The following is a 26908-nucleotide window of genomic DNA, read 5'->3' as shown; positions in this document are numbered from 1 at the left end:
GTCACTCCGTCCGGATCCGTTTGGTCACGAGGTAGCCGAGTCCGGCGACGATCACCGTGGCGATCGCCAGCACGACCGCGATCGCCGAGCTGTAGCCGAACTCGTACTTCGTGAAGCCCTGCTCGTACAGGTACAGCGCGGCGGTCTGGAACTGCCGGTCGGAACCACCGGTCGCGGCCGCCGCGCCGGGGTTGAACAGCAGCGGTTCGGCGAGCAGCCGCATGTTGCCGGTCGTCGCGATGATCGTGGAGAAGATGATCTGCGGCCGCAGCAGGGGAACGGTGATCCGCCAGAACTGCTGGCTGCCGCTCGCGCCGTCCAGGGTGGCCGCTTCGTAGAGGTTGCCCGGGATCGCCTGCATGGACGCCAGGAAGATCAGCGCGTGGTAGCCGGACCAGCGCCACACGACCATCACCGCGATGGCGATGTGCGAGGACGCCGTGCCCGCCTGCCAGTCGATCTGCCCGGCGCCGAACAGCCCCAGCGTCCAGTTGATCAGGCCGAAGTCCCGCCCGAACAGCTGCGCGAAGATGATCGTGACCGCCGCCACCGAGGTGATGTTCGGCAGGATCACGCCCATCCGGAACAGCGTGCGGGTGCGGACCTTGCGGTTGAGCAGCTGTGCGACCCACAGCGCCAGCAGGATCTGCGGGACCGTCGTCAGGAGCCACAGGCTGAGCGTGTTGCCCATGGCGTTCCAGAAGTACGGGTCCGCGAGCAGCTGCGCGTAGTTGGCGAACCAGACGAACCGAGCGGCGTCGGCGTCGATCAGGTTGCGTTCCTGCAGCGAGACCCAGACCGTGTAGAGCAGGGGGAACAGCCCGAAGACACCGAAGATCAGGAAGTACGGCGCCACGTACCCGTAGGGCGCGAACTTCGTGTCCCAGCGGTGCCTTCTGGCCGTCTTGTCGATCACCACCATTGGTCAGCTCGTCACTTCTGGACGTCGGCGACGAACTGGGTCCACGATTCCTCGCCGTTCTGCTTGCCCTGCTCGACGCGCTGCATCGCGCTGCCGATCGCGGTCTGGATGTCGCCGGCCTTGGGACCCTGGTACTGCGGGTTCAGCTTCTTCGCGGCGTCGGTGAAGAGCTTGCCGATCGGCGCGTCGTTGAAGTACGGGTTCTTGTAGTCGACGATCGCCGGGTCCTCGTACAGCTTCGGGATCGACGGCAGCAGCCCGGCGCTCTTGAACACCTTGGCCTGCTGCTCGGGCGCGGTCAGCCACGCAGCCAGCTCCACGGCCTTGTCGACGTTCTTGCCGGACTTCGGCACGGTGAGGTACGAGCCGCCCCAGTTGCCGCCACCGCCGGGCACGGACGTGACGTCCCACTTGCCCGCGGCCTCCGGACCGGCCTGGTCCTTGATCTTGGCCATCTGCCAGGCGGGGCACGTCACCGTCGCGAACTGGCCCTGCTTGAAGCCGGTGTTCCAGACGGGCGTCGAGTACAGGAGCTTCGAGGACAGACCGGACTGCACGCCGTCGACCACGAGGTCCCAGCCCGCCTTGATGTCCTTGTTCTCGCCCACGATGATCTTGTCGGACTTGTCGTAGTAGCCGACCGGGGTCTGGCCGACGATCGCGTTGAGCACGGACGGCCCGCCGTCGAACCACTTCACGCCCTCGGGCGCCTTCTCCTGGAACTTCTTGCCCGCGTTCATGAACTCCTGCCAGGTCGGCCACAGCGCGGCGACCTGGTCGCGGTCGGCCGGCAGCCCGGCGTTCTGCAGCAGGTCGCGGCGGTAGCAGATGGCGAGGCCGCCGACGTCGGTGCCGTAGCCGATCTGCTTGCCGTCCTTGCTGAGCGAGCCCTCCCACTTCCAGGGGAGCCACCGGTCCTTGAGCTGCTCGCCGCCCTTGGTGTTGAAGTCGACGAACTTGTCCGGCGTGGCCTTGAACTGGTTGATGTACCCGGTGTCGACCGCCTCGATGTCCGCGGTGCCGCTGCTGGTGGCGAGGTGCGCGGCGAGGTTCTTGTGGTGGTCCGAGTACGACGCGGTGCGGTCCGAGATCTCGATGTCCGGATGCGCGGCGGCGTACTCCTTGAGCAGCTCGGCGTAGCCGAAGTTGCCGAACAGGCCGATGGTCAGCTTGGTCTTGCCACCGGACGCGGTGCCGCTGCCGCAACCGCTGACCACCACGGCGGCAGCCAGGGCGGCGCAGCCGAGTGCGAGTGCTTTGGGGCGCATTTTCCGGGCCTCCGTTGGTTTTTGGGCGCGCTGAAACAGAGAAGGAGTTCTCCGAGAAGATTTGTGTGGCGCCTATGACAGCGGTGTTGCGTGGCGTCCGTCAAGTAACGAAACGATAAACACGTTGTTGCGTGCAGTCGTTTGACTAGCAGAAGTGCTGCTCGTAGGGTCTATGTAACCGCTTACGGTTCGATGGGAGGCCAGATGGCGACCGGGCGAGAGATCGCCCAGCTCTGCGGCGTGTCCGTCGCGACGGTGTCGCGCGTCTTCAACCAGCCGGAAACGGTCAACGAGGAAACGCGTTCCCGCGTGCTGCGCGTGGCGAAAGAGCTGGACTACCGCCCCAACGAGTCCGCGCGGGCGTTGTCGACGAAGCAGTCGACGATGATCGGCCTGGTCTGGGACACCGACCACCGCAGACCCGGCTGGCGCCACCCGTACCTGCAGGACCTGTTGCTGGGCCTGAAGTCCGCGTTGAGTGCGCACGGCTACCACCTGCTGATGCTCGCGACGAGCGGCGACGCCCGCGAGGTCGGCGCGTCACTCGCGGACCCGGTCGGCTACGTGAACATGACCCGCCGCCACCACCTCGGCGGCCTGGTCCTGATCGACAGCGGCTCGGACGCGGAGGCGTTCGAGGCGTTCGCCCAGTCCGGGGTTCCCTGCGTGGCCCTGGACGTGGCGGTCGACGGGCCTCGCGCCACTTACGTCACCTCGGACAACTTCGGCGGTGCCCGGGAGGCCGTGCGGCACCTGGTGGGGCTCGGCCACACCCGGATCGCCACGATCACCGGGCCGCCCGGGAACCAGCCTTCCGAGGCCCGCGTCTCCGGGTATCGCGCGGCGTTGCTGGACGCCGGGCTTCTGCCGCGGGACGACTACGTGGTGTCCGGAGACTTCTACCGCGCCAGTGGAATCGCTGCCATGCAACGGTTTCTGACGTTGGACTCGCCACCGACCGCGGTGCTCGCGGCCAGTGACGAGATGGCGGTGGGGGCGTTGCTCGCGGCCCGTGCCGCCGGGCTTCGGGTGCCTTCGGATCTGGCGTTGGTGGGGTTCGACGACATCGAGATCGCTTCGGTGGTGGAGCCCGCGCTGACCACCGTGGCGCAGGACAAGGCCGGGTTCGGGGTGGCCGCCGCCAAGGCGATCATGGCGATGATCACCGGTGGTGGACGGGAGGCACCGCTGGTGCTGCCGACCCAGTTGGTGGTCCGGGAGTCCTGCGGAGGGCGGTAGGGCTTCGGGATCGGTGGTGCCGGGGAAGGCCCGCCCGCTGTCTGGACGGCCCGCCGGTGCGGTCGGGAGTCCGTCGTCGGCAGGCGGCGAGGTGTCGTGGCCGTTGGCCGATGGGCTGCGCCGCATTCCTTAGTGAGTGCTGCTGTGAGTGCTGCCGAACGGTCCGTCGGACTGGCGTCGCCCGCCCTCAGGTCCGTCGGACTCGCGTCGCCCGCCCTCAGGTCCGTCGGACTGGCGTCGCCCGCCCTCAGGTCCGTCGGACTGGCGTCGCCCGCCCTCCGCGGGCGCCGCTGAGAGGTGCTCCTAGTCCTCTGTGGACGCCGCCGCGATCAGCGCGATCAGCTGCTGCCGGAAGTGCTCGTAGTCCTCGACGGCCCCGAGCAGCGTGTCGGACTCGCGCTCCTCGCGCCGCGCGGCGGCCAGGGCCCGGCGGCCCGCCGGGGTGATCTTCACCGACGTCCTGCGGCGGTCGTGGGCGTCCTGGCTGCGGACGACGTGGCCACCTCGGTCCAGGTGCTCGATCGTGCGGCTCATGGTCTGGTCGGTGACGCGGCAGAGCACCGCCAGTTCTCGTTGTGAGCGCGGGCCGTCTGCCAGGTGGTGCAGGGTGATCATGCCCGCGTGGGTGAGGCCGCGGCCCGCGAGGAAGTCCTCGAAGCGCTTCTCCACCACGCGGGCCGCCACCGACAGCAGCCTTCCCGTCGGCCACGAGGCGACGTCCGCGCGCATCTGGTCCGGGCGGTCGGTCACCGCCGGCTCGTCTACCTCGGCCACGCCTCCATCATCCCAGAGTCGCCCGATCACCCCACGTCGGCACCGAACGGCATGCTGGTCACGGGCGTGTCGCCGGCCATCGCGGACGCTATCGCGGCGGCCGCGGGCGGGTAGGCGAGTTCGCCCAAACCGCCCAGGGGTGCGGTCGACGGGACGATCGTGACGTCGATTTCGGGAGTTTGACCGATTCTCGCCCACCGGTAGTCACCGAACGACGACTCGGCGACGTGGCCTTCGCGGACGGTGATCTGCGCACCGAGCACTGTGGACAGCGCGTCGATCACGCAGCCCTCGACCTGGGCGCGGACTCCGGACGGGTGCAGGGCCACGCCCACGTCCACGGCGGCGTGCACGCGCAGGACCCGGCGGGACTCCGGCTCGGCCACGGCGATCACCGCGATCGCGGAGCCGTACTCCTCCAGGCACGCGACGCCTCGGGTGGTGCCGGGGGCCTGCGGCCCGCTCCAGCGGGCCCGGTCGGCGACGGTGTCGAGCACCTTCCGCAGGCGCGAGTCCGCGGGAAGGAGCTTGCGGCGCAGGGCCACCTGGTCGAGGCCCGCTCGTTTGCCCAGATCGCTGAGGAACGTCTCCTCGGCGTAGACGAACTGTCCCGCGTAGACGGACCGCCAGAACCCCGTGCGCAGCGGCGCGGGGCGCACGACCACCGAGACCTCGCCCGGCACCGCGTACGGGAAGTGGTCGCCGCTGGCCTTGATCAGGGCCGGGTTCGAGAAGATCGGCAGGACGGTCAACGGCCAGGTGGCCACCTCGTGCGCACGCCGGATGGGCAGACCATCCGGGCCCAGCTCCGCGGACAGGCGGTGCACGGACATCGGGCGGTACGAGTCGTGGCGCATGTCGTCGGCTCGGGTCCACAGCACCTGGACCGGCGCGCCCGCCTTGCGCGAGCAGGCCACCGCCTCCAGGACCGGGTCCGGTTCGATGCGCCGGCCGAACGCGCCGCCCGACGCCGTCGCCTCCACCCGCACGGACGTGGCCGGCAGGCCGAGCTGGCGGGCCAGCTGGGTGCGCAGCGAACCGGGGTCCTGCGTCGGAGCCCAGATGGTCACGCCATCCGGACGGACGTGTGCCGTGGCGTTCATCGGTTCCATCGGCGCGTGCGCGAGCAACGGCATCGAGTAGACCTGCTGCACGCCGTCGACGGGGCTCTGCGCGGGCAACGCGGCGCGCAGGTCCGCGAGCCATGCCCGGCTGTCGGCGGTGGGGGTGCCGCCACGCCAGGTGATCCGCAACGCGTCGCGGGCGCGCAACGCCTGGTGGGTCGACCTCGCGATGACCGCGACACCGCCCTGCCCCTCGGCCGGCGCGGTGAGCGTCAGGACGTCGACCACGCCCGGCAGGCCGCGGGCCGCGGTGTCGTCGATCGTGTCGGGGACCGCGCCGATCCACGGCGGGCGGGCGACGACGGCGACCAGGCCACCGGCCGGCCGGGCGTCGATGCCGTACCGGGTGCGGCCGGTCACGACGTCGCGGGCGTCGACGCGCCCGCCGCGGGTCTTGCCCAGCAGCCGCCACTTCTCCGGCGGCGTGAGCTCGACGGGCACGGTCGCGGGATCGAGCGCCGCCGCCCCGCGCACGAGCGCGCGGTAGGGGAGCCTGCCCCGGCGCGGATGGCACACGAAGCCGTCCCGGGCGGTGCACTCGGCGACCGGCACGCGCCAGCGCTGGGCGGCGGCGGTGACGAGCAGGCAGCGCGCGGTCGCGGCGGCCGTGCGGATCGGTGTCGAGAGCTGCCGCACCGACGTCGAGTTCGCCACGCCCTGCGAGCCGAAGCGCTCGGTGTCGCCCGGCGCCTGTTCGAGAGCGACGTCGCCGGCCTCGACCGCCAGTTCCTCCGCGACCATCAGCGCGACCACGGTCCGCACGCCCTGTCCGGTGTCCGGCCGCGGCACGGTCGCGGTGATCCGCCCGGAGTCGTCGAGCCGCACGAACACGTTCGGCGTGAACCCCCCGGCCGCGAGCGCGGGTACCGGCACCGCGACGACCAGCGCGCCGACTCCCGCGCCGCGCAGCAACGTCCGCCTGCTGATCATCGTTCCTCCCGCATGATCCGGCTCGCCCGGCGCACCGCGTCACGGATGCGGGGATAGCTGCCGCACCGGCACACGTTGTCGCGCAGGGCCTCTTCGATCGCCGCGTCGTCGGGATCGGGGTCGCGGGCGAGCAGCGCCGCCGCGGCCATAACCTGGCCGGGCTGGCAGTAGCCGCACTGCGCCACGTCGAGCTCCCGCCACGCGCGCTGCACCGGGTGGTCGCCGTCGCGCGACAACCCCTCGATCGTCGTGATCCGGGTCTTCACGCTGTCGGCCGCCGTGCGCACGCACGGCCGAGCGGCCTCACCGTCCACATGGGACGTGCAGGCGCCGCACAGGCCGACCCCGCACCCGTACTTGACCCCGGTCAGTCCCAGCTCGTCGCGCAACACCCACAGCAGGGGAGTGTCACCCTCGACGTCGACCTCTCGCCGTTCACCGTTGACGCGCAACAGATATCGGGCCACCGCGAATCCCTCCAAATTGCTCAGCGCGCTGAACGTATCACGCCGGGCACTGCATAATGCTCAGCATGCTGAACAATCTGCGGCGGTCAGACAGGGCCGTCCTCGTGTGGGGTGTGGCGGCGAGTGCGCTGCTCACCGGCCTGGTGTGGCTGCTGGGCCAGCGGCTGCACGGAGTATCGTTGCTGCCCGATCAGGGCGCCTCCTGGTACTACTGGAAGCTGCCGGACCCGACCTTCTGGACCAGGGCGTCCGCCTGGGTGGGCTACGCGGCGCACCAGCTCGTGTCATGGGGCCTGATCTACTACGCGCAGACCAGGATCCGGCGCTACACGACCGGCCTGCACCGCGTCAACGTCATCGCCCTCGGCGCGAACGCCGCGTTCTTCGCCCTGCACGCCCTGCAGACCCAGCTGTTCTACGACGGCCTCGCCCAGGACGTCTCGATCTTCAGCTCCCAGGGCTCCGTCGTCCTGCTGCTGGTGGTCGTCCTGCTGATGGAGAACCGCCGCCGCGGGCTGGTGCTGACCTGGTCCGCGCCGATCTCCGCCCAGGTCGTCGGCTTCGCACGCCGCTACCACGGCTACCTGTTCAGCTGGGCCGCGATCTACACGTTCTGGTACCACCCGATGGAGTCGTCGAGCGGGCACCTCATCGGGTTCTTCTACATGTTCCTGCTGCTGGTGCAGAGCAGTCTGATGTTCACGACATCCCACACGAACCGCTGGTGGACCCTCACCCTCGAACTGCTCGTGGCCGTGCACGGCACGCTCGTCGCCATCATGAACTCCGGTCCCAACGGCATGTGGCCGATGTTCTTCTTCGGTTTCGTGGCGATCTTCGTGCTCACCCAGATGCACGGTGTCGGGCTGAGCACCACGACACGGTGGTGGATCGGGGGAGTGTTCGTGGTCGCGGCGCTCGGGGTCTACTCGTGGCGCGGCCTGGGCAGGATCGACGAGGTCGTGCGGATCCCGTTGATCGAGTACCTGCTGGTCGGTGTGCTCGCCCTGCTGATCTGGGCCGGTGTCCGGCTCGCCCGCCTCGGCCAGTCGTGACGGGCAGGCCCCACTTCCCGCGGGGCCGCACGCCCCGCGGGTCAGGCCTTCGTCACCGACGCGATCAGCTTCGTCGCCACGTCGCGCAGCTTGACGTTCGAGCGCTGGGACTGCTCGACGAGCATCCCGAACGCGTCGTCCGCGCTGCAGGTGTGCACGGCCATCAGCACGCCCTTCGCCTGCTCGATCACGGCGCGCGACTCGAGGGCGTGCTCCAGGTGCTTGACCTTGCCCTGCGAGTGGCGCCACCGCTGGGCACTGGTGATCGTCGCCGACGCGGCTGTCGTGAACAGTCGCATGAGGCCCTCGTCGAACGGGTCGAACGCCGTCGCCGTGTAGCTGTAGAGGGTGAGGGTGCCGATGTGCCGCGCCTCGGAGTCGTCCGACGCGGGCAGCACGACCGGCACCGACAGGTACGCGCAGACCCCGGCCTTCTGGGCGGCGGCCTCGAACTCGGGCCACTGCTCGCGGTGCTCACCGATCACGGCCCGCACGGGGCTGAGCTCGAGCGCGGACTCCAGACAGGGCCCGCGGCCGGACCGGTACTGCTGCTCGTCGAGCTCGACCAGGCGCAGGTCCGTCGCGGCCGCGGTGCGCGGGTGTTCCGGCGTCACCACGGAGACGGTCACCGCGTCGGCGTCCGGAACGGCCCTGGCCGCGGTCTCCGCGACCCGCTGCAACGCGTCGTCGAGGGACTCCTCGGCGAGGAAGGCGTCCTGCAGCTCCGTCAACGCCTCGGTGGTCTCGTCCAGGCGCGACACCGCGTCTGGGCGTTCCTCGTCGACGGGTCTCATGTAGTCCGTTCGCACGTGATCGGCCATGCCGCGGCCCCTTCGTCAGCTTGGAGTCCACGGCGCCGGCTGCTTGACGCGCGTTCAGCGCATCGTACGGCCATCGGCTACATGAGGGCGCGGCCCATCGCGCCGGAACCGGGGCCGGCGACGGGTCGCTGCAAGGTCTCAACTTCCCGCGCCGGCGCCGGCCGGACCGCCCGAGGGAGGTCCTCCGTGCGAACACGCGCGTGTTCGGCGTTCTGTCAGTACCCCGCCGTTGCCCTGCTCACACGAGATCGGCGCGAACTCGTGAGCTGACCTGAAAGCAGGGCGTGGAGCCGCCGGCGGCACGGTCGCGCCAGACACGGGCGCGGGACAGGTCGACGACCACTGTGGACGCCGCGCCGGTGCGGTCCAACGCGTGCATGAGCAGCGCTCCCGCCAAGACGCCGAGCGTGAGGCCGGGTGGCGACGACGGTCCCGACGGTGACGATCATCACGGCGGTCTCGCTCTTCGGCGACCGCCACGGTGCCGAAGGGTCAGCGGCTCTCGCCGAACCAGCGGGTGAGGTGCTCGTCCAGGTCCCGCTGGTGTTCGCCGATCCAGGCGACGTGACCGTCGGGGCGCAGCAGGAGAGCCGGGACGTCGAGTGCCGCCGCCGGATCCGTGACGACATCGATTCGGTCGGCCCATCCCTCGGCGGACAGGCGTTCGGTGCGGTCGAGCAGCAGGCCGCGGCCCGTGCGCAGGTGGTCGTGGAGGCGGCCGTGCGCCAGGTCGAGGTCGCGGAGGCGGCGGCCGAGCAGGTCGGGACCCGGGCCGAGGTCGTAGCGGACGCCGAGCGCGGTGATCTTCTCGATGAGGAACCGGTTCGCCTCGTTGACGTCCATCAGCTCGGTCAGCAACCGGCGCATCGCCCGCGCGCCGGGTTCGTCGCCCGCCAGCGCGACCTGGGCGCGGGTGTTGTCGAGGACGTCCGCGGCGACCGGATGACGTTCGGCGTGGTAGCTGTCGAGCAACGCTTCCGGTGCCCAGCCGTGGACCTGCGCGGCGAGCTTCCAGCCGAGGTTGACCGCGTCCTGCACGCCCAGGTTCAGGCCCTGCCCACCGGCGGGCGGGTGGATGTGCGCCGCGTCGCCTGCGAGCAGCACCCGTCCGGTGCGGTAGCTCTCGGCCTGGCGGGTGGCGTCGCCGAACCGGGACAGCCAGCGCGGGGAGTGGACGCCGAAGTCGGTGCCGGCGAGCACTCGCAGCCGCTGCGCGAAGTCGTCGAGGGTGGGTTCGCCGCGGTCCTCGCTGACCCCCGCGGCCGGCAGGACGACGCGGTAGATCCCGTCGCCGAAGGGGCTGAAGCTGAACGCCTTGCTGGTCTCGCGGATCTCGGCGGCCTTGGCCGCGATCTCCTCCGGCGGCGCGCTCGCCGCCATCTCGCCCATCAACGTGTCGTTGCGCGAGGGTTCACCGGGGAACCCGACGCCGAGGAGCTTGCGCACGGTGCTGCGCGCGCCGTCGCAGCCGACGAGGTAGCTCGCCCGGAGCCGTTCGCCGCCGGCCAGTTCGACGGTCACGCCCTCGTCGTCCTGCTCCAGCCCGGCCACCGCGCTCCCGCGCCGGATCTGCGCGCCCAGTGCGACGGCGTGCTCCTCGAGGAGGCTCTCGACGACCGGCTGCGGGATGCCCAGCAACGTCGTGAAGTCGGAGTCGAGGCCCTCGGGCGTGGGTGTGGGGATGCCGGCGAAGGACCCTCCGACCGGACGTTGCCGCCCGCGTTCCAGGAAGCGGTCCACGAGCCCGCGCATCGCCAGGATCTCGAGGCTTCGCGCGTGCAGGCTGACGATGCGGACGAACGACGAGGCGGGCTCGGGCTCCTTCTCCACCACGAGCACCCGCACGTCGTGCAGCCGGAGCTCGGCGGCCAGCATCGCGCCGGCCGGGCCGCACCCGGCGATGATCACATCGAACATGAACCACCCGTTTTCGCAGGTCCTGAGGTCGGCGGCCCAGTCTGGAGCGCGCTGGTGGGCGCGGCAACCGATATTCGCCCGCGCTACCCGGCGAGCCCGTCGAGGTAGGCCGTGAGTCCCGCGTCGTCGAGAGCCCGGCCCGTCTCGAAGTGCTCGGCCCAGCCGTCCTGTCCCAGCAAGGCCGACGCGACCGCGACCGAATGATCCCGCGCACCCGTCACGAACGGTGTGATCTTCTTGCGCCGCAACCGATCGCCCGCTCCCAGCAGCACGGTGGCGGCCGCGGGGTCGTGCGCGCAGAGGTACCTCGCGTGCAGTTCCAGGGCTTCCGCCACCGCGTCGCGGTCGCGGGTGGTGTGGGTCAGCGAGATCCGCAGCGTGCCGGCCAGCTCCCGCCACGCCGTGACCGCGTCACCGAGCCCGTGCCGGACCACGCTGGCGCGCAGGTGGACCGTGGCCTCGACGCGGTCGTTACCGTTGCCACCGGAGGATTCCGCGAGCAGGCGGTCGGTGCGTCGCAGGGCTTCGGACGCCGCCGCGGGGTCCTCGCCCAGCAACGCCAGCGCCGCGGTGCTCTCGGCCAGCGCGGCCAGCAGGGTGTGGCCGCCGGCCGTGAGCAGGGGCACGGCCTCGGCGGCGCGGCCGACCGCGGTGGCGGTGTCGCCGAGGTCGAGCGCCAGGAAGGCGAGGTTGAACAGCGTGCGGCCGAGGTCCACCGGTCCGGTGCCCGCGCGTTTCTTGGCCGCCAGCGCGGCTTCCAGCTGCCGGAACGCGTCCTGCGGGCGGCCGATCTCGGCGAACACCGACGAGAAGTTGTTGAGGACGCGGCCGAGCATCGCGTCGTCGCCGGAGCGCCGGGCGGCGGCGAGCGCGGTGCGCAGGTGCGTCATGGCCGCGCGGGGCTTGCCCTGTTCCACCGCGACCAGGCCGAGCAGGCTCAGTGCGGCGGTGCGCGTGCTGTGGTCGTCCTCCGGCGCGGCGGCCAGCGCACGCCGGGCCGTGTCGGCCGCTCCCTCCAGGTCGCCGCGCAACGCCGCCAGCTGACCGGCCCGGACCAGCAGCACCGGGACGGCGTCGGCGCCCACCTGGCCGAGCAGCTCCGTGCCCTCGCCGAGGCGGCCGGTGGACTCGTAGTAGCGGACCAGTGCCATGGCGGTGTCCGCGTCTAGCCGCGCGGGTTCCTCGGACGCCGCCCACCGCACCGACGCACGGACGTTGGCCGCGTCGAGCGCGCCGAACACCGTGGAGCCGTCGCGCAGGCTTTCCAGGTAGTGCAAGGCGATCCGTCTTCGGACGTCGTCTCTCTCACCGGAGGCGCCGAGCAGTTCCGCGGCGAGCTCGGCGACCGTGTCCGGCAGCGTGTACCGCGACGACCAGCCGTCCGGGGTGATCCGCACCAGGTTGATGTCGACCAGCTCGGTCAGCTCCGCCAACGACTGTCCCAGCACGGTTTCCAGGTCGTCGAGCCGGACACCGCCGTCGAACCCGCCCAGCCGTCCGAACGTGGCCCGCGCGCCTGGCGTGACGAGCTCCAGCGTGGCCTCGACCGCCGTGCGCAACGAACGGTGCCGCGCGGGCAGATCGCGTGCCCCGTCGGTGAGGTACCGCAGCCGGTGCGTGAGCCGCTCGGCCAGATCGGCCGGGCGCATCAGGCGCACCCAGCCCGCCGCCAGCTCGATCGCGAGGGGCAGGTGGTCGACCTTGCGGCAGATGGTCTCGATCGCCGCCGCGGTGTCGTCGTCCGCGGCGAACCCCGGGCTGGCCAGCCGCGCGCGCCGGACGAAGAGCTCGGCGGCCGTGCCGGGAGGCAGCCCCGCCAGCGCGAGCACCCGTTCGTCGCGTACCCGCAACGGCCGCTGGCTCGTGACGACCACGGTCAGCCCCGGACAGCGGCGGGGTAGCGCCGCCAGCTGCGCCGCGGCGTCCACCAGCTGCTCGAACCGGTCCACCACGAGCACCACCCGCCGGTTCCGCAGGTGCGCGGCCACCCGGTCCGGCGGTGCGAGCCGGGACGGACCGCAGCCGAGCGCGTCCGCCACGAGGTCGCCGACGAGCGCGACGTCCGTGACGGCGGACAGGTCGAGCGTCGTCACCATCAGGTCGGTGCGCCCGTGCAGCAGCACGGCCAGTTCTGCGGCGAGGCGCGACTTCCCGGCGCCTGCGGGGCCGGTGATGGAGATCAGCCGGTGGCGCGCCTGGAGCACGAGGTCCAGCAACGACCTCAGCTCGTCCGTGCGCCCGACGAGGCCGTCGGTGCTCGGTGGCGCGGACCGGGCGGGCGCCGATCGCGGGCCTGCGGCGGCGAGGAACGCGGTGAGGTCGTCGCCGGTGAGCTTCAACGCCGTGGCCATCAGCCGCACGGACTGCGCGCGCGGTCTTCGCCTGCCCTGCTCCAGGTCCCGCAGCGCGCGATCGCTGATCCCGCTGAGCTTCGCGAGCTCCATCTGGCTCAACGCGGCGTTCGCCCGATGGCGGCGCAGCAGCTCTGCGAACGCGGAACCCTCCGGCGGCACCGGCCGACCGTAGCGGAAGTTCACCGGAAACTCCGGCCGTTTTCCTCGCTGTCACCCGTTTCCGGCGGCATCGTCGTCAGCGGACGTCGGGGGACATGTCCGCAGGGGGAAGGCAGGATTTCGTGGGGAGGACGGAATTGTCGTACTCATCAAGACGCCGGCTGGTGCTCACCTTGAGCATCGCGGCGGTCGCCGGGGCTGGGCTCACCACGCCCGCGATGGCGGCAGAGGGGGAGATCCGCGTCGGTGCGGGGGCGAAGACCATCGCCGGCCGATACGTCGTGGTGCTCAAGGAAGGCGCCACGGAGAAGGCGCGCACGACCGACACCGCGGCCGACATCGTCACGAAGAACGGTGGCGGTGAGGTGGGAGAGACCTGGCAGCACGCGCTGCACGGGTTCTCCCTCGGAGCCAGCGAGTCGGCCGCACGGCGGATCGCGGCGGACCCGAGGGTCGCCTACGTCGAGCAGGACGCCGAGATGAGCGTGGACGCGACCCAGACGACGCCGTCGGCGCTGTGGGGTCTCGACCGGCTCGACCAGATCACCGGCCGCTCGAACGGCCAGTACGTCTCCAGCGGTTCCGGTGCGCGCAACGTGCGTGCGTACGTGATCGACACCGGCATCCGCACGACCCACACCGACTTCGGCGGTCGTGCGAGCTGGGGCACCAACACGTCCGGGGACGGCAACAACACCGACTGCAACGGCCACGGCACCCACGTGGCGGGCACGATCGGCGGCACCACCCACGGTGTCGCGAAGTCCGTGCGGCTGGTCGCGGTCAAGGTCCTCACGTGCGGCGGCACCGGCAGCACCGCCGGCGTCATCAGCGGTGTCGACTGGGTGACGCAGAACGCGGTGCGCCCGGCCGTGGCGAACATGAGCCTCGGCGGCGGCGCCAGCGCGGCGCTGGACGGAGCGGTCGAGGCGTCGATCGCCTCGGGCATCACGTACGCGGTGGCCGCGGGCAACTCGGACCGCGACGCCTGCACGACCTCACCGGCGAGGGCGCCGAACGCGATCACCATCGGGGCGACCGACCGCAACGACGTGCGGCCGACCGACTGGTCGAGCGGGGGCAGCAACTTCGGCACGTGCGTGGACCTCTTCGCGCCCGGCGACGACATCACGTCGGCGTCGAACACGAGCGACACGGCGACCAGGGTGCTCAGCGGAACGTCGATGGCGGCTCCGCACGCCGCCGGGGTCGCCGCGCTGCACCTGCAGCGCAGCCCGAACGCCTCACCGACCACGGTGTGGTTCGAGATGGCGTTCGTGGGGTCCCGCAAGGACGTCGTCGTGAACCCCGGACCCGGATCGCCGAACCTGCTGCTCAACTCGCGCGCCACGTTCGGCGGCCCGGACGGCGACTACAACGACGACCAGCGCACGGACACCACCGTGTGGCGTCCGTCGACGGGCCAGTGGTTCGTGCGCAACATCAGCACGCCCCAGTGGGGCCAGCAGGGCGACGTCCCGGTGCCGGGTGACTACAACGGCGACGGCGTGTCCGACATCGCGGTGTGGCGCCCGTCCACGGGCCAGTGGTTCGTGCACGGCCAGTTCACCGTGGCGTGGGGCCAGGCCGGCGACATCCCCGTGCCCGCCGACTACAACGGTGACCAGATCACGGACGTCGCGGTCTGGCGTCCGTCGACCGGGCAGTGGTTCGTGCACGGTCAGTTCACGCAGCAGTGGGGTCAGCAGGGCGACGTTCCGGTGCCCTTCGACTTCGACGGTGACGGCGCGGCGCAGGCGGCCGTGTGGCGTCCGTCGACCGGAACGTGGCACTACATCGGGATGTTCGGTGTCGTCGTGTCCGTCCCTTGGGGACAGAGCGGTGACGTGCCGGTGCCCGGCGACTACGACGGTGACGGCGGCTTCGACCTGACGGTCTGGCGTCCGTCGACCGGCGAGTGGCACGTCCGCGGCGTCAGCTCGACGCAGTGGGGGCAGCAGGGCGACGTCCCGGTGCCCGGTGACTACAACGCCGACGGGGTCGTGGACCTGGCCGTGTGGCGTCCGTCGACCGGGCAGTGGTTCGTGCGCAACCAGTTCACGGTCGCCTGGGGTGTGCAGGGCGACAAGCCGCTGGCCTCGTAGGTAGAGCGGTCGGATGACCGGTGCCGTCCCGTGGGGGCGGCACCGGTCATTTCAGCAGTGCCAGGAACTCCGCGCGCGTGCTGTCGATGCGCGCGCTCAGCTCCACCAGCGACGGGCTCGTGCCCGACGCCTGTTCCGCCCGCGCGACCGTGCGCGCCTCCTCGAACTGCGTGCGCAGCAACGCCTTCAGCTGCTCGTCGAACTCGGCCCCCTGCGCGAACCCGACCGCGGCCAGCTCGGCGGCCGTGATCATGCCGGGCATGTCGTGGCCCTCGTGCTGGTCGCTCTCCTGCCGGCCGCTCCGCGCGAGCACCTCCCGCACCTGCGCCAGCTCGTCGCGGTAGCGCGCCGAGACCTGCGACGCCACCGGGTGCAGCGCGGAGCCCGGCCGGTTCTCGGCCAGGGTCAGGGCGGCGAGCGCGGACTCGTTCTGCGGGATCACCAGGTCCGCGAACGCCAGGTCGGTCGGGCCGAGGTCGGCAGGGGGAGCGCCGGCCGGAGAGACCGGCGCTCCGCAGCCCGTCACCACCAGGAGTGCGGCGATGAGGAGGGCTCGCACTACGGGCGGCCGTCCGGCCCGCACTTGACGATCCGGTTGATGCAGTCGCGGACTCGTTGTGCCATCTCGGCTTCCGGCCACACGTTGAAGAAGTCGCCGTGCATGGTGAAGCCGGGGCCGGACGACAGCTTGAAGCGGGCGGGGTCGCCGCTCGCGGGGTAGCGCAGGACCTGGCGCAGCTTCGGCACGGGCACCGGGTGCGTGGACGGGCAGTCACCGGCGACCGGGTAGGCCATGTGGCTCTTGTGGTCGGCGGAGTCGAGGTCCTTGCCGTTCCAGCACTGCGGGAAGTCCAGATAGGACTCGATCATGGTGCCGGCCGGGCAGTTCACGAAGTCCTTCGACGACCCGACGTGGCCCGCGTGCAGGCAGGACCAGCGCGACCTCGTGCTGTCGTCCGGCGCGGTGGCCTTGGCGTTGCCCGCGACGATGCGCAGGCCGTACGGCAACGGCTGGATGCGCGCGGTGACGTCGTCGCGCACGCCCTCGCCGAGGTAGTAGAACGTCGTGCCGGTCGGTTCGACGGGCTGGCCGTCGACCAGGAACGTCGGCACCCAGTACGACGAGAGGTCGACCTTCGGGCTGCACGTGCTCTTGGCCTTGCTCAGGCTCGTGACGTCCGAGTGGGCGTTGGTGGAGTCGTTGCCGAAGAAGCTGTGCATGTGCGAGGCGCCGGGGAGGTTCGGCAGGACGATCGGGTCGTCCGGGAGCCGGTGCGTGAACGGGCACTCGGCGACGAACTCCGCCACGCGCACCGCGTTTGGCGGGATCGGCTCCTGGGGCTTGAGCGGGGCCGCGGCCTTCGTCGTCTCGGCGGGCGCGGTGGTCGTGCCGGCCGGAGGGGGCGTGGTGGTGCCCGCGGCGCTGGTCGGCGTGGCCGTGGCCGTGGCCGTCGGCGAGGACGTCTGGCTCGCCTGCGGCTTGGCGGGCGGGGTGAAGAACATCGCGTTCGCGGTCACCGCGGACGCCGCGACGCCCGCCACGGCGAGGGCGGCGATGAACACGCGCCGCCGCAGCTTGGAAGTGGAGGCGAGGGGCATTGAGATCCTTTCGGGCAGGGCGAGACAGCGCGGTGAGGTGAGGACGTCGTCGCTCACGGCGCCGGATCGCCCGGACACCTCACGTGCCGGTCAGGGGGTTCTTCTGACCAGGAGATGTCCCGGGAGCCCGGGGATAACAGAAAAATCTCGAAGATCTTCGGCGGCGGTCTACCGAGGACCGGGTCCGCCGAGTGCGCCGAGGACGGTCGACACCTGGAGGTCGGTGCGCGCGGCCGTGTCGTCGCCGTCGCCCAGTTCCGGCGCGCCGGGCGGGAGCTGGTGCACCACGTCGAGGATCGCCAGGTAGACGCGCAGGCACCACGACGGGCACGCGGCGGTGATGGTGCCCGCGGCGTGCAGGCGGGAGAAGAGCAGCTTCGCCCCGTCCTGCACCTCGTCGCTGAGGAACCCGTGGCCCGAGTTCGTCCCGTTCACGACGTCGACGATCAGGCGGTGGCTGAACTTGATCTCGATGACGAGCTCGGTCACGCGGTGCAGGGCGACGAGCGGGGGAGAGGTGTCGACCTTGGCCTCCCGCAGCGCGCGCCGGTACTGCTCGTCGAGCTGCGCGAACAGCGCGTCCAGCAGGGCTTTGCGGGACGCGAAGCGGCGGTGGACGGTGGCGCGGGCGAGCCCGGCCTCGTCGGCGATCCGTTCCAGCGACGCGGTCGGGTCCTCGGCCAGGACGATCTTGGCGGCCTCGAGGATGCGCGTCACGTTGCGCTCGGCGTCCGCGCGAACGGGACGGGGCGGGGTGGGCGCGCTCATCTGACCTCCAAGGTGGTGACCCAGCCTAACGATCAGCCTAAATGCGACAGTGATGTCTCGCTTGTTGACACAAGTGAGACTCTTGTGTTGCATTTGCGGAGTCAAGACGTCGAACCACAGAGGTGGGGAACCATGGATCTGAAGCTCAACGGCAAGCGCGTGCTCGTCACGGGTGCCAGCAAGGGCATCGGCCTCGCGGTCGTGCGGGCGTTCGTCGCGGAAGGCGCTCTGGTCACGGCGGTGTCGCGGCGCAGCACGCCCGAGCTCGAAGCGACCGGCGCGACCTTCGTGGCCGCGGACCTCTCCGGGCCCGACGGGCCGCAGCGGATGGTCGAGGCCGTCCTCACCGCCGACCCGAGGCTGGACGTGCTCGTCAACAACGCGGGCGGCGGCACGTTGCCCGAGGGGTCGCTCGGCAGCGTCCTCGACGGCGACGACCAGATCTGGCGGGACGTCTTCGAGATGAACCTGCACTCCGCCGTGCGGGTCACGCGCGCCGCGCTCCCGGCGTTGGTCGAGGCCAAGGGCGCCATTGTCAACATCAGCTCCGACACCGCCCGGCGCATCGGCGCTCCCGGCGCCACCCCGCTGCCCTACGCGGCGGCCAAGTCGTCGCTGAACATGTTCACGCGGGCTCTCGCCGAACGGGTGGGGCCGGAGGGCGTGCGCGTCAACGCGGTCTCGCCGTCGCTCACGCGCACCTTCAGCATCGAGGGTGACGGCGGCTACATCTCGCAGGTGGCGGGGGCTTTCGGCGTCGAGCACGCCACGTTGCTGGGTGGGCTGCCCAAGGAACTCGGCATGCTGACCGGCCGGATGATCGAGCCGGACGAGATCGCCCGCGCCGTGCTGCTGCTGTCCTCGCCGACGATGCCGAGCGTGATGGGCTCGAACTGGGCCGTCGACGCCGGCTCGACCAAGGTCGTCTGACGGGCGCTACGGGAGCAGCGCTGCGAAGAGCCGCCTCAGGGTGGCCTCGAGCGTCTCCTCGTCGGTCCCGTTCAACGCGCTGCTGCCGATCACCTTGCGCAACAGCCAGAACCCCGCGATCACCGACAGCACCACCGCAGCGCGGTCGGTGCCGCGGGTGTCCGGCGCCACCTCGTACAGGTGCGCCTCGACGTGCCGTTCGATGTTCTCCCGCAGGATCTCGGCGGCGCGCGGGTTGGCCGCGGACCTGAGCATCAGCAGGAACGGCGAGAGGTCGTCCGCGGCGGGCGCGGTGCGGCGGACCAGGGCGGCGGCGATGTCGCGGGCCAGGGTCGCCGGGTCACCGCCGAGCACCGTGCGGTCGGTCATCGACACCTCCACGACCTCGGTGAAGAGCCCCTCCTTGGAACCGAAGTAGCGGTTGACCAGCATCGCGCTGACTCCGGCCGCCTGGGCGATCTCGCGGACCCCGACGCCGTCGAAGCCGAAGCGGGTGAACGCCTCGACGCCGGCGCGCAGGATCGCGGCTCGGGTGGCGGCGGCATCTCGGTGGTGTGCGGAACTCATGTATACGAGTGTAGACTTCGAAGCGAAGTATACGACTGTAGACATGTGGAGAACGTGGTGGAACTGAACCTGAAGGGCAAGCGCGCCCTGGTCACGGGCTCGAGCTCGGGCCTCGGTGAGGCGATCGCACGACTGCTGGCCGCCGAAGGAGCGGACGTCGTCGTGCACGGCCGTGACGAGGCCAGGGCCCGGGCCGTCGCGGCGGACATCGGCGCCGCCGCGACGGCGATCGGCGACCTGGCCACCGATGCCGGCGCGGACGCGGTGGCCGCGGTCGCCGGTGAGGTGGACGTGCTGGTCAACAACGCCGGCGGCTACGCCCACACCGGCTGGCAGGACGCGACGCCGCGGGAGTGGCGGGAGATCTACGAGGCCAACGTGATCTCCGCGGTCCGGATGATCCAGCGCCTCGTGCCCGGCATGCGCGCCCGCGGCTGGGGCCGGGTGATCCAGATCGGCGGTGGCCTCGGCGCACAGCCGATCGCGGTCCAGCCGCACTACAGCGCGACCCTGGCGGCCCGGCACACCCTCGCGGTCTCGCTCGCGCGCGACCTGGCGGACACCGGCGTCACGTCGAACGTGGTGTCGCCGGGCGCGATCATGGTCGACTCGGTCGAGGCCTGGCTGACCAAGCAGGCTCCGGCCAACGGGTGGGGCGAGTCCTGGGAGGAGATCGAGCGCAACGCCGTCTCCGCGCTGGTGCCCAACGACGTCGGCCGGTTCGGCCGCCCCGAGGAGATCGCCGGTGCGGTGGCCTACCTCGCGAGCTCGCACGCCGACTACATCAGCGGCGCGACGATCCGCGTCGACGGCGGCACGGTCAGGTCGGTCGTCTGACGCTGCCCGCATGCCAGTCGGGGAAGCGCGGCTTCCAGCCCAGCGCCTGGCGGGCGCGCTCGTTCGAGGCGCCGCGCACCGCGGACTCGACGGCCTGCGGCGTCGCCCGCGCCGCGTCCTCGACGTGGACGTGAACGAATGACGTGATCCCGCCGGCGTCCGAGGGCCGCGCCGACCGCTCCATCCGGGGCGTACTGCCTGCCGGGTCCGCGGAGAACACCCAGGCGCAGCATGGCTCCGGACGCCTGGATCACCTTCTCCTCCAGCGCCGCGACGGCGCGGATGGTGGTCGCCCAGCCCTCGTCCGGCGCGTTCAGGTACAACCGCGCGTCCCCGTCCGGCTGGGCAGCTGAGCGCTTTCCGTCCTTCGTGGACCGTCCGGGGTCGGCCGAGCTGCCGGAACGGCTCGGTGAGGCTTCGCGCTGGGACGCTCCCCGCAGAGTTCGCGGGCAGCCTGGACTCCCCGAACGGCCGCTGACGCTCACACGTGGGTGTCGGCGGATTCCTCGTGCTGCGCCTCGGCCTTCTGGTTCCGCTTCCGGTCGAGCAGCCACATGACGGGGGACGCGGACAGGCCGTGCAGGAGGACCGAGCCGATCACGACGAGCCCGACGATCTGCCACAGCGCGTCCTGCTCGGGGAACTCGCCCTTCTGCAGTGCGTATACGAGGTAGAACAACGACCCGACGCCGCGCACCCCGAAGAAGGCGACGACGGTCCGTTCGCGCGGACCGGTCCTGCCGCCGAGCAGGCCTATCCACCCCGCGAGCGGCCGCACGACCAGCAGCACCACCGCGGCGACGAGGATCTCCGTCCAGCCGACGCCGGACAGCAGCCCGGTGGCCGCGGCGCCGCCGAGCAGGAACACGATCAGCACCGTGAGCATGCGCTCGGCCTGCTCGATGTAGCGGTGCAGGACCTGGTGGTAGCCGTGGCGGCGTTCGCCCGCCCGGATCGCGCACGCGCACACGAAGACCGCGATGAACCCGTAGCCCTCGACCAGTTCGGTGACGCCATAGGCGAGGAAGGTCGCGGCCAGCGCCACGAAACCCTCGGCGTGCTCGGCCAGCCGGAACTTCTCCGACGGGGCCGAGAAGAACAGCTTGCCGAGCGCCCACCCGATGAGCAGGCCGATCGCGACGGCCGCCGCGAGCCGCCACAGCACGTCCACCAGGAGCCAGTGCCCGAACCACCCTGACGGCGCCACCCCGGCGACGCTGATCGCGATGGCGGCGTAGGTGAACGGGAACGCCAGCCCGTCGTTCAGGCCCGCCTCCGAGGTGAGCGCGAACCTCGCCTCGTCCTCGTCGGAGTCCGGGTTCTCGGCGGGCTCGGCGACCTGGACCTCGCTCGCGAGCACCGGGTCGGTGGGCGCGAGCGCGGCGGCGAGCAGCACGGACGCCCCGACGCCGAGGCCCAGCGCGCCCCAGCCGAGCAGGCCGACGGCGAGCATGGACAGCGGCATGGTGATGGCGAGCAGCCGCCAGGTGCTGGCCCACCCGCGGAGGCTGACCTGGCGGTTCAGCGCGAGGCCCGCGCCCATCAGCGAGACGATCACGCAGATCTCGGTGAGGTGCAGGAGCACCCCGCTGTGCTCGACGGGGTCGGGATCGGGCAGCGGCCCGGCCACCGTGAACGTCAGGGCGCCCGCGCCGAGGAAGAGCATCGGCATCGAGACGGGCGCCCGGTCGAGCAACCTGGGCAGCAGCGCGGCGGCGAGAGTGGCCAGACCCGCACCGGCGTACAGCAGCGGTCCTGGATCCACTGGTCGGCCTCCTGACGAAGAACTGTCCAGGTACCCGGCAGACCGGACCGCAAACTGGGCCCGCGCCGAGTTCGTCGAGGACGCCGGGCCCCGGCCGGTCAGCCCTGGGCGGCGCGGGCCGCGAGCATCGGCGACATGTCGAACATGCTCACGACGTGGCTGATCCGGCCGTCGGTGACGGTGAGGTGCTCGGCGCCGTGCAGGTTCCGCACGAACGGCAGGTCGACGGAGTACACGGTCACCGCGCGGGTGTCGTGGCCGAGCACGTCGACGACCTCGCCGCGGACGAGCGTGCCCACGAACGGCGCCAGGAACCGGCGGTAGCCGTCGATGCCCTCGATCCGCCCGCTGGGGGCCACGCAGACGACGTCGTCGGCGACGAGGCTGAGCGCCTTCTCGGCGTCACCGCTGGTCCAGGCCTCGACGTAGTCGCGGGCGATGGTCAGGGCGGCACCGGTGGTGGAGGTCATGGTGGAGATGTCCTTTTCCTCGGGCCGGGTCGCGCTCGTCGCGACCCGATGACCGAAGTCTCGCCCGCCCTATATGACATCTTCTGTCATGTACGGGGAGGAGATTTCCAGCCATGAAGTCCGACCGCCTGCTGTCGATCCTGCTGCTCCTGCAGACCCACGGGCAGCTGTCCGCGGCCGACCTGGCCGCGCGCCTGGAGGTCTCTGCCCGCACGATCATGCGCGACTTCGAGGCCCTGTCGGCGGCGGGCGTGCCCGTCTACACCGTCCGCGGCCCGCAAGGCGGCATCGCCCTGCTGCCGGGCTACCACACCGACGTCACCGGCCTGACCGCCGACGAGTCCCGCGCCCTGTTCGTGGTGCTGGCCGGCTCCGCCCACGCCGACCTGGGCCTCGGTCGTGCCCTGGGTTCGGCGTTGCGCAAGGTCATGGCCGCGCTGCCCGCGCCGCACCGGGACGGCGCGGACCTGACCAGCAGGCGCGTGCTGATCGATCCCGTCCGCTGGCGCGGCGCGCCGGAGGCCCCGGACCTCGACGTCTTCCAGCGGGCCGTGTTCGGAGACTGGCGGCTGCGGCTGCGCTACCGGCACGGCCGTGACAACCGGGTCCGCACCTACACGGTCGACCCCTACGGTCTCGCGAACAAGGCAGGCGTCTGGTACCTGGTCGCGGACCACCGCGGCGAACCGAATCTCTACCGCGTCGACCGGACCAGGTCGGCCGTCGTCCTCGCCGAACCCGTCCAGCGCCGGGCGGGTGTCGGGCTCGACGACGTGTGGGAGGTCCTGCGCCGCCGCATCGACGACCTGCCCTCCCCGGTGGCCGTCACCGCCCTGGTCGACGACGACGTCCTGCCCCTGTTCCTGCGCGTGCACCAGGCCGAGCTCACCGACGCCACCCCGGTCGAGGGTCCCAGGCCCGGCTGGAGCCAGGTCGACCTGCGCTTCCGCTCGCTGCGCAACGCCGAGACCCTGCTCGCCTTCGGGCCGGGCGTCGAGGTGCTCGCGCCCGAGGAGGCTCGTCAGGCACTGGTGCGGCAGGCCAAGGCGATCGTGGGCCTCTACGAACCGGGGTGACCGGCGGCGCGGGCGGCACGCCGGGCCAGGTCGGCGAACGCCTCCCGCAGCTCCGGCGGCCCGATCACCTCGACGTCGGCGTCGAAACGGGCCAGCCTCCCGGCGAGCGCGCCCCACGACCACGCGCCTGCCAGCAGCCTGGTCCGGCCGGGACCGGCCTCCTCGGCGGTGTCCTCGCCCGCGAACGGCGCCACGTCGGCGAGGGGCAGGTCGAGGACCACCTCACCGCGGCACGGCCAGGCGTCGGCGCCGTCCGACCCCTTGAACCGGGCGGACAGGAACGTCGCGACGTCGCCGCCGGGCACCTGCCGGGGTGTGAAGCGCGGCCCGTTCGGCACGCGGAGGGTCATCCGATCGGCGCGGTAGGTCCGCCAGTCGTCGCGGTCCGGACTCCACCCGACGAGGTACCAGCGGCCCGCCCGGACCACGAGGTGGTGCGGTTGCACCCGGCGCGGTGGCCCGTCGGAGTCGGGGCGGCCGGGGGAGCGGTAGTCGAACCGCAGCTCCTCGCACGAGCGGACGGCCGTGCTCAGCGCGAGCAGCAGATCGGTGTCCACCTGCGGGCCGCGCCCGGCCGGTTCGATCTCCAGCGCGTCGATCCGCTGCCGCAACCGCGACGGCATGACCTGCCGCACGGTCGCCAGGGCCCGTGCGGCGGCCTCCTCGATCCCCGCACCGGTGCCGACGGCGATCTTCAACGCCACGGCGAGCGCGACGGCCTGGTCCTCGTCGAACAGCAGTGGAGGCACCTGAGCGCCGGCTTCGAGCCGATAACCGCCATCGGGGCCTTTGACGGCGTGGACGAGGTAGCCGAGCTCGCGCAACCGGTCGACGTCGCGGCGCACGGTGCGTTCGCTGACGCCGAGCCGCTGCGCGAGCTGCAGGCCCGGCCAGTCTCGGCGGACCTGCAGCAGGGACAGCAACGACAGCAGACGTCCCGAGGTGGTGGTCGACGCGGCGATCGGCATGCGTTCAGCTTCGCACGAGAAGAGGACGTTCCCTGTCCGCTACCGGTGACAGAGTCTCTCTCATGGCACTCAACGCAGTCACCCACCTCAACTTCCGCGGCCAGGCCCGGGAGGCCCTCGAGTTCTACCGGTCGGTCTTCGGCGGAAAGCTCAACGTCGTCACCTATGGCGACTTCGGCATGCCCGCCGAGGTCCCCGGCTCGGGCAACGTCGTGTTCGGCGAGGTCGTCGCCGACAACGGGTTCCGCGTCCTCGCCTACGACGTGCCCGGAGCGACCGAACCGCTCCCGGCCGGCGAACCCACGACCCGCCGGGAGAACGGCACGACCATCACCGAGGAACGCTTCTTCCTCTCCGTCGGCGGGGAGAGCGTCGACGAGCTGACCCCGGTCTGGGACGGGCTCGCCGACGGCGCGACGATCATCGAGAAGTTCGGCCCCTCGCAGTTCTCGCCCGGCTTCGGCATGCTCGCCGACCGGTTCGGCGTCACCTGGATCGTGAGCGTCGCGGCGTAGGTCACTGTGAGTTGACATCTAGCTGGCAGAATTATGTCGCAAAGTAGTCGTAAATAGATGTTTCGAATTCTTTGATGGCGTTGATCTGCGGCGAAAGAATTTCTCCACTTTCGAGTGAACCGGCCCCTGTGGGACTCCGAATACACGGATGACAGGTGTTGATTCGTCGAAAGGGGGTGATTACATGAAGTCGACATGCTCCACAGTTCTGCGGCGCACGCTCGGTGTGGCCGGGTTCCTGATCGGGTTCGGTCTGCTCTCCGCGGGAGTGGCGAGCGCCGACGACGACTCGCCCGGCCTGCTGGGCGGCGTCGCCGGTCTCGTCTCCCCGGTGACCGACGCGGTCGCACCGGTGACCCGGACGGTCTCCCCGGTGGTGCGCGATGTCACCGCGGTGGCCGATCCGGTGCTCGAGCCGGCGCTGAAGGCCGCCCGACCGGTGACCGCACCGCTGCTGGCACCGCTGGCTCCCACCGTCGATTCCGTCGTACGGGTCGCGGGTCCGGTGCTGGAACCACTCCGGCCCGTCACCGCACCGCTGCTCACCCCCGTGGTGGCGACGGTGCAGGACGTGCCTTTGGTGACGCGGGTCGCGGAACCGTTGGTGGCACAGCCCTCCGCTCCGGCGGACGTGCCGCCGGCCCCGCCGGTCGCACAGGCGCCGGACGCGCAGTGGACCCCGGCCGTCGTGCCGGAGTCGCGCGCTGTGGTGCCGACAGACCGTGCCGCGGTGGCAGTTCTTCCGCAGCGGCAACACATCTCCGCACCTGACTTGGCGCCACCGATCGAGGCACCGCAGCAACCGCTGCCCGACGTGCCTTTCGCTTTGCCCGGCACGACGGGTTCGGTCTCGTCGAACGGATCGGCGGGCACGGCGGTGTCCGATCTCCCCACGGGCTCGGGAGTCCACGCGCACGGCGGCTCTCCAGCTGTGAGCTCGGAACCCCAGGTCCACGGGTCGTGGTGCTACTACTACGGCCGGAACCATCCCAGTTGAACAGTCCTGACAACCAAGCCGGCAGATCACCAAGCTTGATTGACAGGAAGGTTCGGCAATGCACAGCTACGTACGGCGCGGCCTGATGGCCGCAGCGTTCTCGGGAGGCTTCCTCCTGTTCGGTACGGCGATGGCGAGCGCGGACACAGGTGGCAACGGCCTCCTGGGCGACGTGAGCAACGCCGTGCACTCGGTCGTGAACGGTGGCAACGGCGGGAACTCGGGCAACGGCGGCAACGCCACCAGCTCGAACAACGCCCAGTCCGGGAACTCGGGCAACTCCGGGAACTCCGGCGACACCGGTGGCAACAGCGCCACGGGCATCTGCGTCCTGGCGGAGTGCCACACCAACGTGAGCTCGGGCGACTCCGGGAACACGGGCGCGACCGGGTCGACCGGTGACGCCTCCAACCACAGCACCACGGTGGGCGGCAACTCCGGCGCCGCGGGCAACGGTGGCGACGCCACCGCGGCCGGGCGCACCCAGAACACCGGTGCGAACGCGGGCAACGGTGGCAACTCGGGCAACGGTGGCAACGCCACCAGCTCGAACACCGCGCGGTCGGGCAACTCCGGCAACTCGGGCAACTCGGGTGACACCGGTGGCAACAGCGCCTACGGCGTCTGCCTGCTCGCCGAGTGCCACACGAACGTGAGCTCGGGCGACTCCGGGAACACGGGCGCGACGGGCTCGACCGGTGACGCTTCCAACCACAGCAACACCGTGGGTGGGAACTCCGGTCCCGCCGGTGACGGCGGCGACGCCAAGGCCGTGAGCAAGGACCAGAAGTGGGGCCACCACGACAAGTGGGGCAAGCACAGCGACAACGGCTCCACTGAGGCCACCGCGGGCAACGGCGGCAACTCGGGCAACGGCGGCAACGCCACCAGCTCGAACAACGCCACGACCGGCAACTCGGGCAACTCCGGGAACTCGGGCGACACCGGCGGCAACTCCGCCGTCGTGCGTTCCACCGGTTCGGACAAGGGCCACGGAAAGTCGTGGCACGGCACCAAGTCCTGGACCACCGTGACGTCGGGCGACTCCGGCGACACGGGTGCCACCGGCTCGACCGGTGACGCGGGGAACCACAGTGCCACCAAGGGCGGCAACTCCGGCCCGGCCGGTGACGGCGGTAACGCCTGGGCAGTGACCGAGCAGGGCAAGAAGTCCTGGAACCACGGCAAGTGGGGCAAGCACAGCGACAACGGCTCCACTGAGGCCACCGCGGGCAACGGCGGCAACTCGGGCAACGGCGGCAACGCCACCAGCTCGAACAA

25 protein-coding genes and 1 pseudogene are annotated in these 26908 nt (G+C 71.3%); 9 read left to right on the top strand and 17 right to left on the bottom strand.

Annotated elements, in window-relative coordinates; translation table 11 throughout:
- Position 1: 1 nt before the first annotated feature.
- Complete coding sequence (locus tag ACWF7A_RS01680) at positions 2 to 922, bottom strand: carbohydrate ABC transporter permease (RefSeq protein ID WP_452248457.1); 921 nt, start codon at positions 920 to 922, stop codon at positions 2 to 4.
- An 11-nt stretch (positions 923 to 933) separates the two neighbouring features.
- Complete coding sequence (locus tag ACWF7A_RS01675; RefSeq protein ID WP_452248456.1) at positions 934 to 2190, bottom strand: ABC transporter substrate-binding protein; 1257 nt, start codon at positions 2188 to 2190, stop codon at positions 934 to 936.
- Between the two features lie 204 nt (positions 2191 to 2394).
- On the opposite strand from ACWF7A_RS01675, the gene ACWF7A_RS01670 reads away from it, so the two are divergent.
- A complete protein-coding gene (locus tag ACWF7A_RS01670; RefSeq protein ID WP_452248455.1) occupies positions 2395 to 3429 on the top strand; it encodes a LacI family DNA-binding transcriptional regulator in 1035 nt (344 codons plus the stop codon).
- 303 nt (positions 3430 to 3732) lie between these two features.
- Here the strand turns inward: ACWF7A_RS01670 and ACWF7A_RS01665 are convergent, their stop codons facing one another.
- Genes ACWF7A_RS01665 through ACWF7A_RS01655 form a run of 3 tightly spaced genes read right to left on the bottom strand, consistent with a single transcriptional unit; the run spans position 3733 to position 6724 of the window.
- The gene (locus ACWF7A_RS01665; protein ID WP_452248454.1) at positions 3733 to 4203 is read right to left on the bottom strand and encodes a MarR family winged helix-turn-helix transcriptional regulator; all 471 of its coding nucleotides are present in this window, start codon (positions 4201 to 4203) and stop codon (positions 3733 to 3735) included.
- 26 nt (positions 4204 to 4229) lie between these two features.
- On the bottom strand, positions 4230 to 6257 hold the full coding sequence (locus tag ACWF7A_RS01660; protein WP_452248453.1) for a molybdopterin cofactor-binding domain-containing protein: 2028 nt from the start codon (positions 6255 to 6257) through the stop codon (positions 4230 to 4232).
- The gene (locus ACWF7A_RS01655; protein ID WP_452248452.1) at positions 6254 to 6724 is read right to left on the bottom strand and encodes a (2Fe-2S)-binding protein; all 471 of its coding nucleotides are present in this window, start codon (positions 6722 to 6724) and stop codon (positions 6254 to 6256) included. Before ACWF7A_RS01655 ends, ACWF7A_RS01660 begins: the two co-directional genes overlap by 4 nt.
- Positions 6725 to 6789: 65 nt before the next feature.
- On the opposite strand from ACWF7A_RS01655, the gene ACWF7A_RS01650 reads away from it, so the two are divergent.
- Complete coding sequence (locus ACWF7A_RS01650) at positions 6790 to 7779, top strand: hypothetical protein (RefSeq protein WP_452248451.1); 990 nt, start codon at positions 6790 to 6792, stop codon at positions 7777 to 7779.
- 41 nt (positions 7780 to 7820) lie between these two features.
- Here ACWF7A_RS01650 and ACWF7A_RS01645 read toward each other — a convergent pair whose 3' ends face one another.
- The 4 genes from ACWF7A_RS01645 to ACWF7A_RS01630 form a co-directional block, all read right to left on the bottom strand.
- On the bottom strand, positions 7821 to 8600 hold the full coding sequence (locus tag ACWF7A_RS01645) for an ANTAR domain-containing response regulator (protein ID WP_452248450.1): 780 nt from the start codon (positions 8598 to 8600) through the stop codon (positions 7821 to 7823).
- Between the two features lie 238 nt (positions 8601 to 8838).
- Positions 8839 to 8997: a hypothetical protein gene (locus tag ACWF7A_RS01640; RefSeq protein ID WP_452248449.1), complete on the bottom strand. Its 159-nt coding sequence runs from the start codon at positions 8995 to 8997 to the stop codon at positions 8839 to 8841.
- Between the two features lie 95 nt (positions 8998 to 9092).
- The gene (locus ACWF7A_RS01635) at positions 9093 to 10517 is read right to left on the bottom strand and encodes an FAD-dependent monooxygenase (RefSeq protein ID WP_452248448.1); all 1425 of its coding nucleotides are present in this window, start codon (positions 10515 to 10517) and stop codon (positions 9093 to 9095) included.
- Positions 10518 to 10600: 83 nt separating this feature from the next.
- Positions 10601 to 13054: an ATP-binding protein gene (locus tag ACWF7A_RS01630; protein ID WP_452248447.1), complete on the bottom strand. Its 2454-nt coding sequence runs from the start codon at positions 13052 to 13054 to the stop codon at positions 10601 to 10603.
- 149 nt (positions 13055 to 13203) lie between these two features.
- Here ACWF7A_RS01630 and ACWF7A_RS01625 point away from each other — a divergent pair, with 149 nt between their 5' ends.
- A complete protein-coding gene (locus ACWF7A_RS01625) occupies positions 13204 to 15135 on the top strand; it encodes a S8 family serine peptidase (RefSeq protein WP_452248446.1) in 1932 nt (643 codons plus the stop codon).
- A gap of 46 nt (positions 15136 to 15181) precedes the next feature.
- Here ACWF7A_RS01625 and ACWF7A_RS01620 read toward each other — a convergent pair whose 3' ends face one another.
- The 3 genes from ACWF7A_RS01620 to ACWF7A_RS01610 form a co-directional block, all read right to left on the bottom strand.
- On the bottom strand, positions 15182 to 15694 hold the full coding sequence (locus ACWF7A_RS01620; RefSeq protein WP_452248445.1) for a DUF305 domain-containing protein: 513 nt from the start codon (positions 15692 to 15694) through the stop codon (positions 15182 to 15184).
- A complete protein-coding gene (locus tag ACWF7A_RS01615) occupies positions 15694 to 16734 on the bottom strand; it encodes a DUF1996 domain-containing protein (protein WP_452248444.1) in 1041 nt (346 codons plus the stop codon). The genes ACWF7A_RS01620 and ACWF7A_RS01615 overlap by 1 nt, the downstream gene beginning before the upstream one ends.
- 168 nt (positions 16735 to 16902) lie before the next feature.
- Complete coding sequence (locus ACWF7A_RS01610) at positions 16903 to 17502, bottom strand: TetR/AcrR family transcriptional regulator (RefSeq protein ID WP_452248443.1); 600 nt, start codon at positions 17500 to 17502, stop codon at positions 16903 to 16905.
- 132 nt (positions 17503 to 17634) lie between these two features.
- Between ACWF7A_RS01610 and ACWF7A_RS01605 the strand changes: the two genes are divergently transcribed.
- Positions 17635 to 18432 carry an SDR family NAD(P)-dependent oxidoreductase gene (locus ACWF7A_RS01605; RefSeq protein ID WP_452248442.1) on the top strand — a complete coding sequence of 266 codons (798 nt, stop codon included), beginning with the start codon at positions 17635 to 17637 and terminating at the stop codon, positions 18430 to 18432.
- Between the two features lie 6 nt (positions 18433 to 18438).
- On the opposite strand, the gene ACWF7A_RS01600 is transcribed toward ACWF7A_RS01605, so the two are convergent.
- Complete coding sequence (locus ACWF7A_RS01600; RefSeq protein WP_452248441.1) at positions 18439 to 18999, bottom strand: TetR/AcrR family transcriptional regulator; 561 nt, start codon at positions 18997 to 18999, stop codon at positions 18439 to 18441.
- A gap of 57 nt (positions 19000 to 19056) precedes the next feature.
- Here ACWF7A_RS01600 and ACWF7A_RS01595 point away from each other — a divergent pair, with 57 nt between their 5' ends.
- Positions 19057 to 19836, top strand: coding sequence for an SDR family NAD(P)-dependent oxidoreductase (locus tag ACWF7A_RS01595; RefSeq protein ID WP_452248440.1), 780 nt, complete (start codon positions 19057 to 19059; stop codon positions 19834 to 19836).
- Here the strand turns inward: ACWF7A_RS01595 and ACWF7A_RS01590 are convergent.
- The 3 genes from ACWF7A_RS01590 to ACWF7A_RS01580 all read right to left on the bottom strand — a co-directional run bounded on the left by ACWF7A_RS01590 (position 19820) and on the right by ACWF7A_RS01580 (position 22071).
- A complete protein-coding gene (locus ACWF7A_RS01590; protein ID WP_452248439.1) occupies positions 19820 to 20020 on the bottom strand; it encodes a hypothetical protein in 201 nt (66 codons plus the stop codon). The two genes, ACWF7A_RS01595 and ACWF7A_RS01590, sit on opposite strands and share 17 nt — an antisense overlap.
- Positions 20021 to 20317: 297 nt before the next feature.
- Entirely contained in the window at positions 20318 to 21601 is a 1284-nt protein-coding gene (locus ACWF7A_RS01585; protein WP_452248438.1) for a cation:proton antiporter, read from the bottom strand.
- A 98-nt stretch (positions 21602 to 21699) separates the two neighbouring features.
- Entirely contained in the window at positions 21700 to 22071 is a 372-nt protein-coding gene (locus ACWF7A_RS01580) for a nuclear transport factor 2 family protein (RefSeq protein ID WP_452248437.1), read from the bottom strand.
- A 113-nt stretch (positions 22072 to 22184) separates the two neighbouring features.
- On the opposite strand from ACWF7A_RS01580, the gene ACWF7A_RS01575 reads away from it, so the two are divergent.
- Positions 22185 to 23147, top strand: a complete 963-nt coding sequence (locus ACWF7A_RS01575) for a helix-turn-helix transcriptional regulator (protein WP_452248436.1) — start codon at positions 22185 to 22187, stop codon at positions 23145 to 23147.
- Here the strand turns inward: ACWF7A_RS01575 and ACWF7A_RS01570 are convergent.
- Positions 23132 to 24115, bottom strand: coding sequence for a helix-turn-helix transcriptional regulator (locus ACWF7A_RS01570; protein WP_452248435.1), 984 nt, complete (start codon positions 24113 to 24115; stop codon positions 23132 to 23134). The genes ACWF7A_RS01575 and ACWF7A_RS01570 overlap by 16 nt on opposite strands.
- A gap of 62 nt (positions 24116 to 24177) precedes the next feature.
- Here ACWF7A_RS01570 and ACWF7A_RS01565 point away from each other — a divergent pair, with 62 nt between their 5' ends.
- The 3 genes and pseudogenes from ACWF7A_RS01565 to ACWF7A_RS01555 all read left to right on the top strand — a co-directional run.
- Positions 24178 to 24630 carry a VOC family protein gene (locus ACWF7A_RS01565; protein ID WP_452248434.1) on the top strand — a complete coding sequence of 151 codons (453 nt, stop codon included), beginning with the start codon at positions 24178 to 24180 and terminating at the stop codon, positions 24628 to 24630.
- Between the two features lie 184 nt (positions 24631 to 24814).
- Positions 24815 to 25627 (top strand): hypothetical protein, encoded by an 813-nt coding sequence (locus ACWF7A_RS01560; protein ID WP_452248433.1) that lies wholly within the window; start codon positions 24815 to 24817, stop codon positions 25625 to 25627.
- A gap of 58 nt (positions 25628 to 25685) precedes the next feature.
- A pseudogene (locus ACWF7A_RS01555) lies at positions 25686 to 26908 on the top strand (hypothetical protein); the annotation flags it as partial.

The organism is Lentzea sp. NPDC055074 (genome assembly GCF_053608005.1).
Note: the sequence above shows the minus strand (reverse complement) of the source record. Positions and strands in the feature narration are given on the sequence as shown.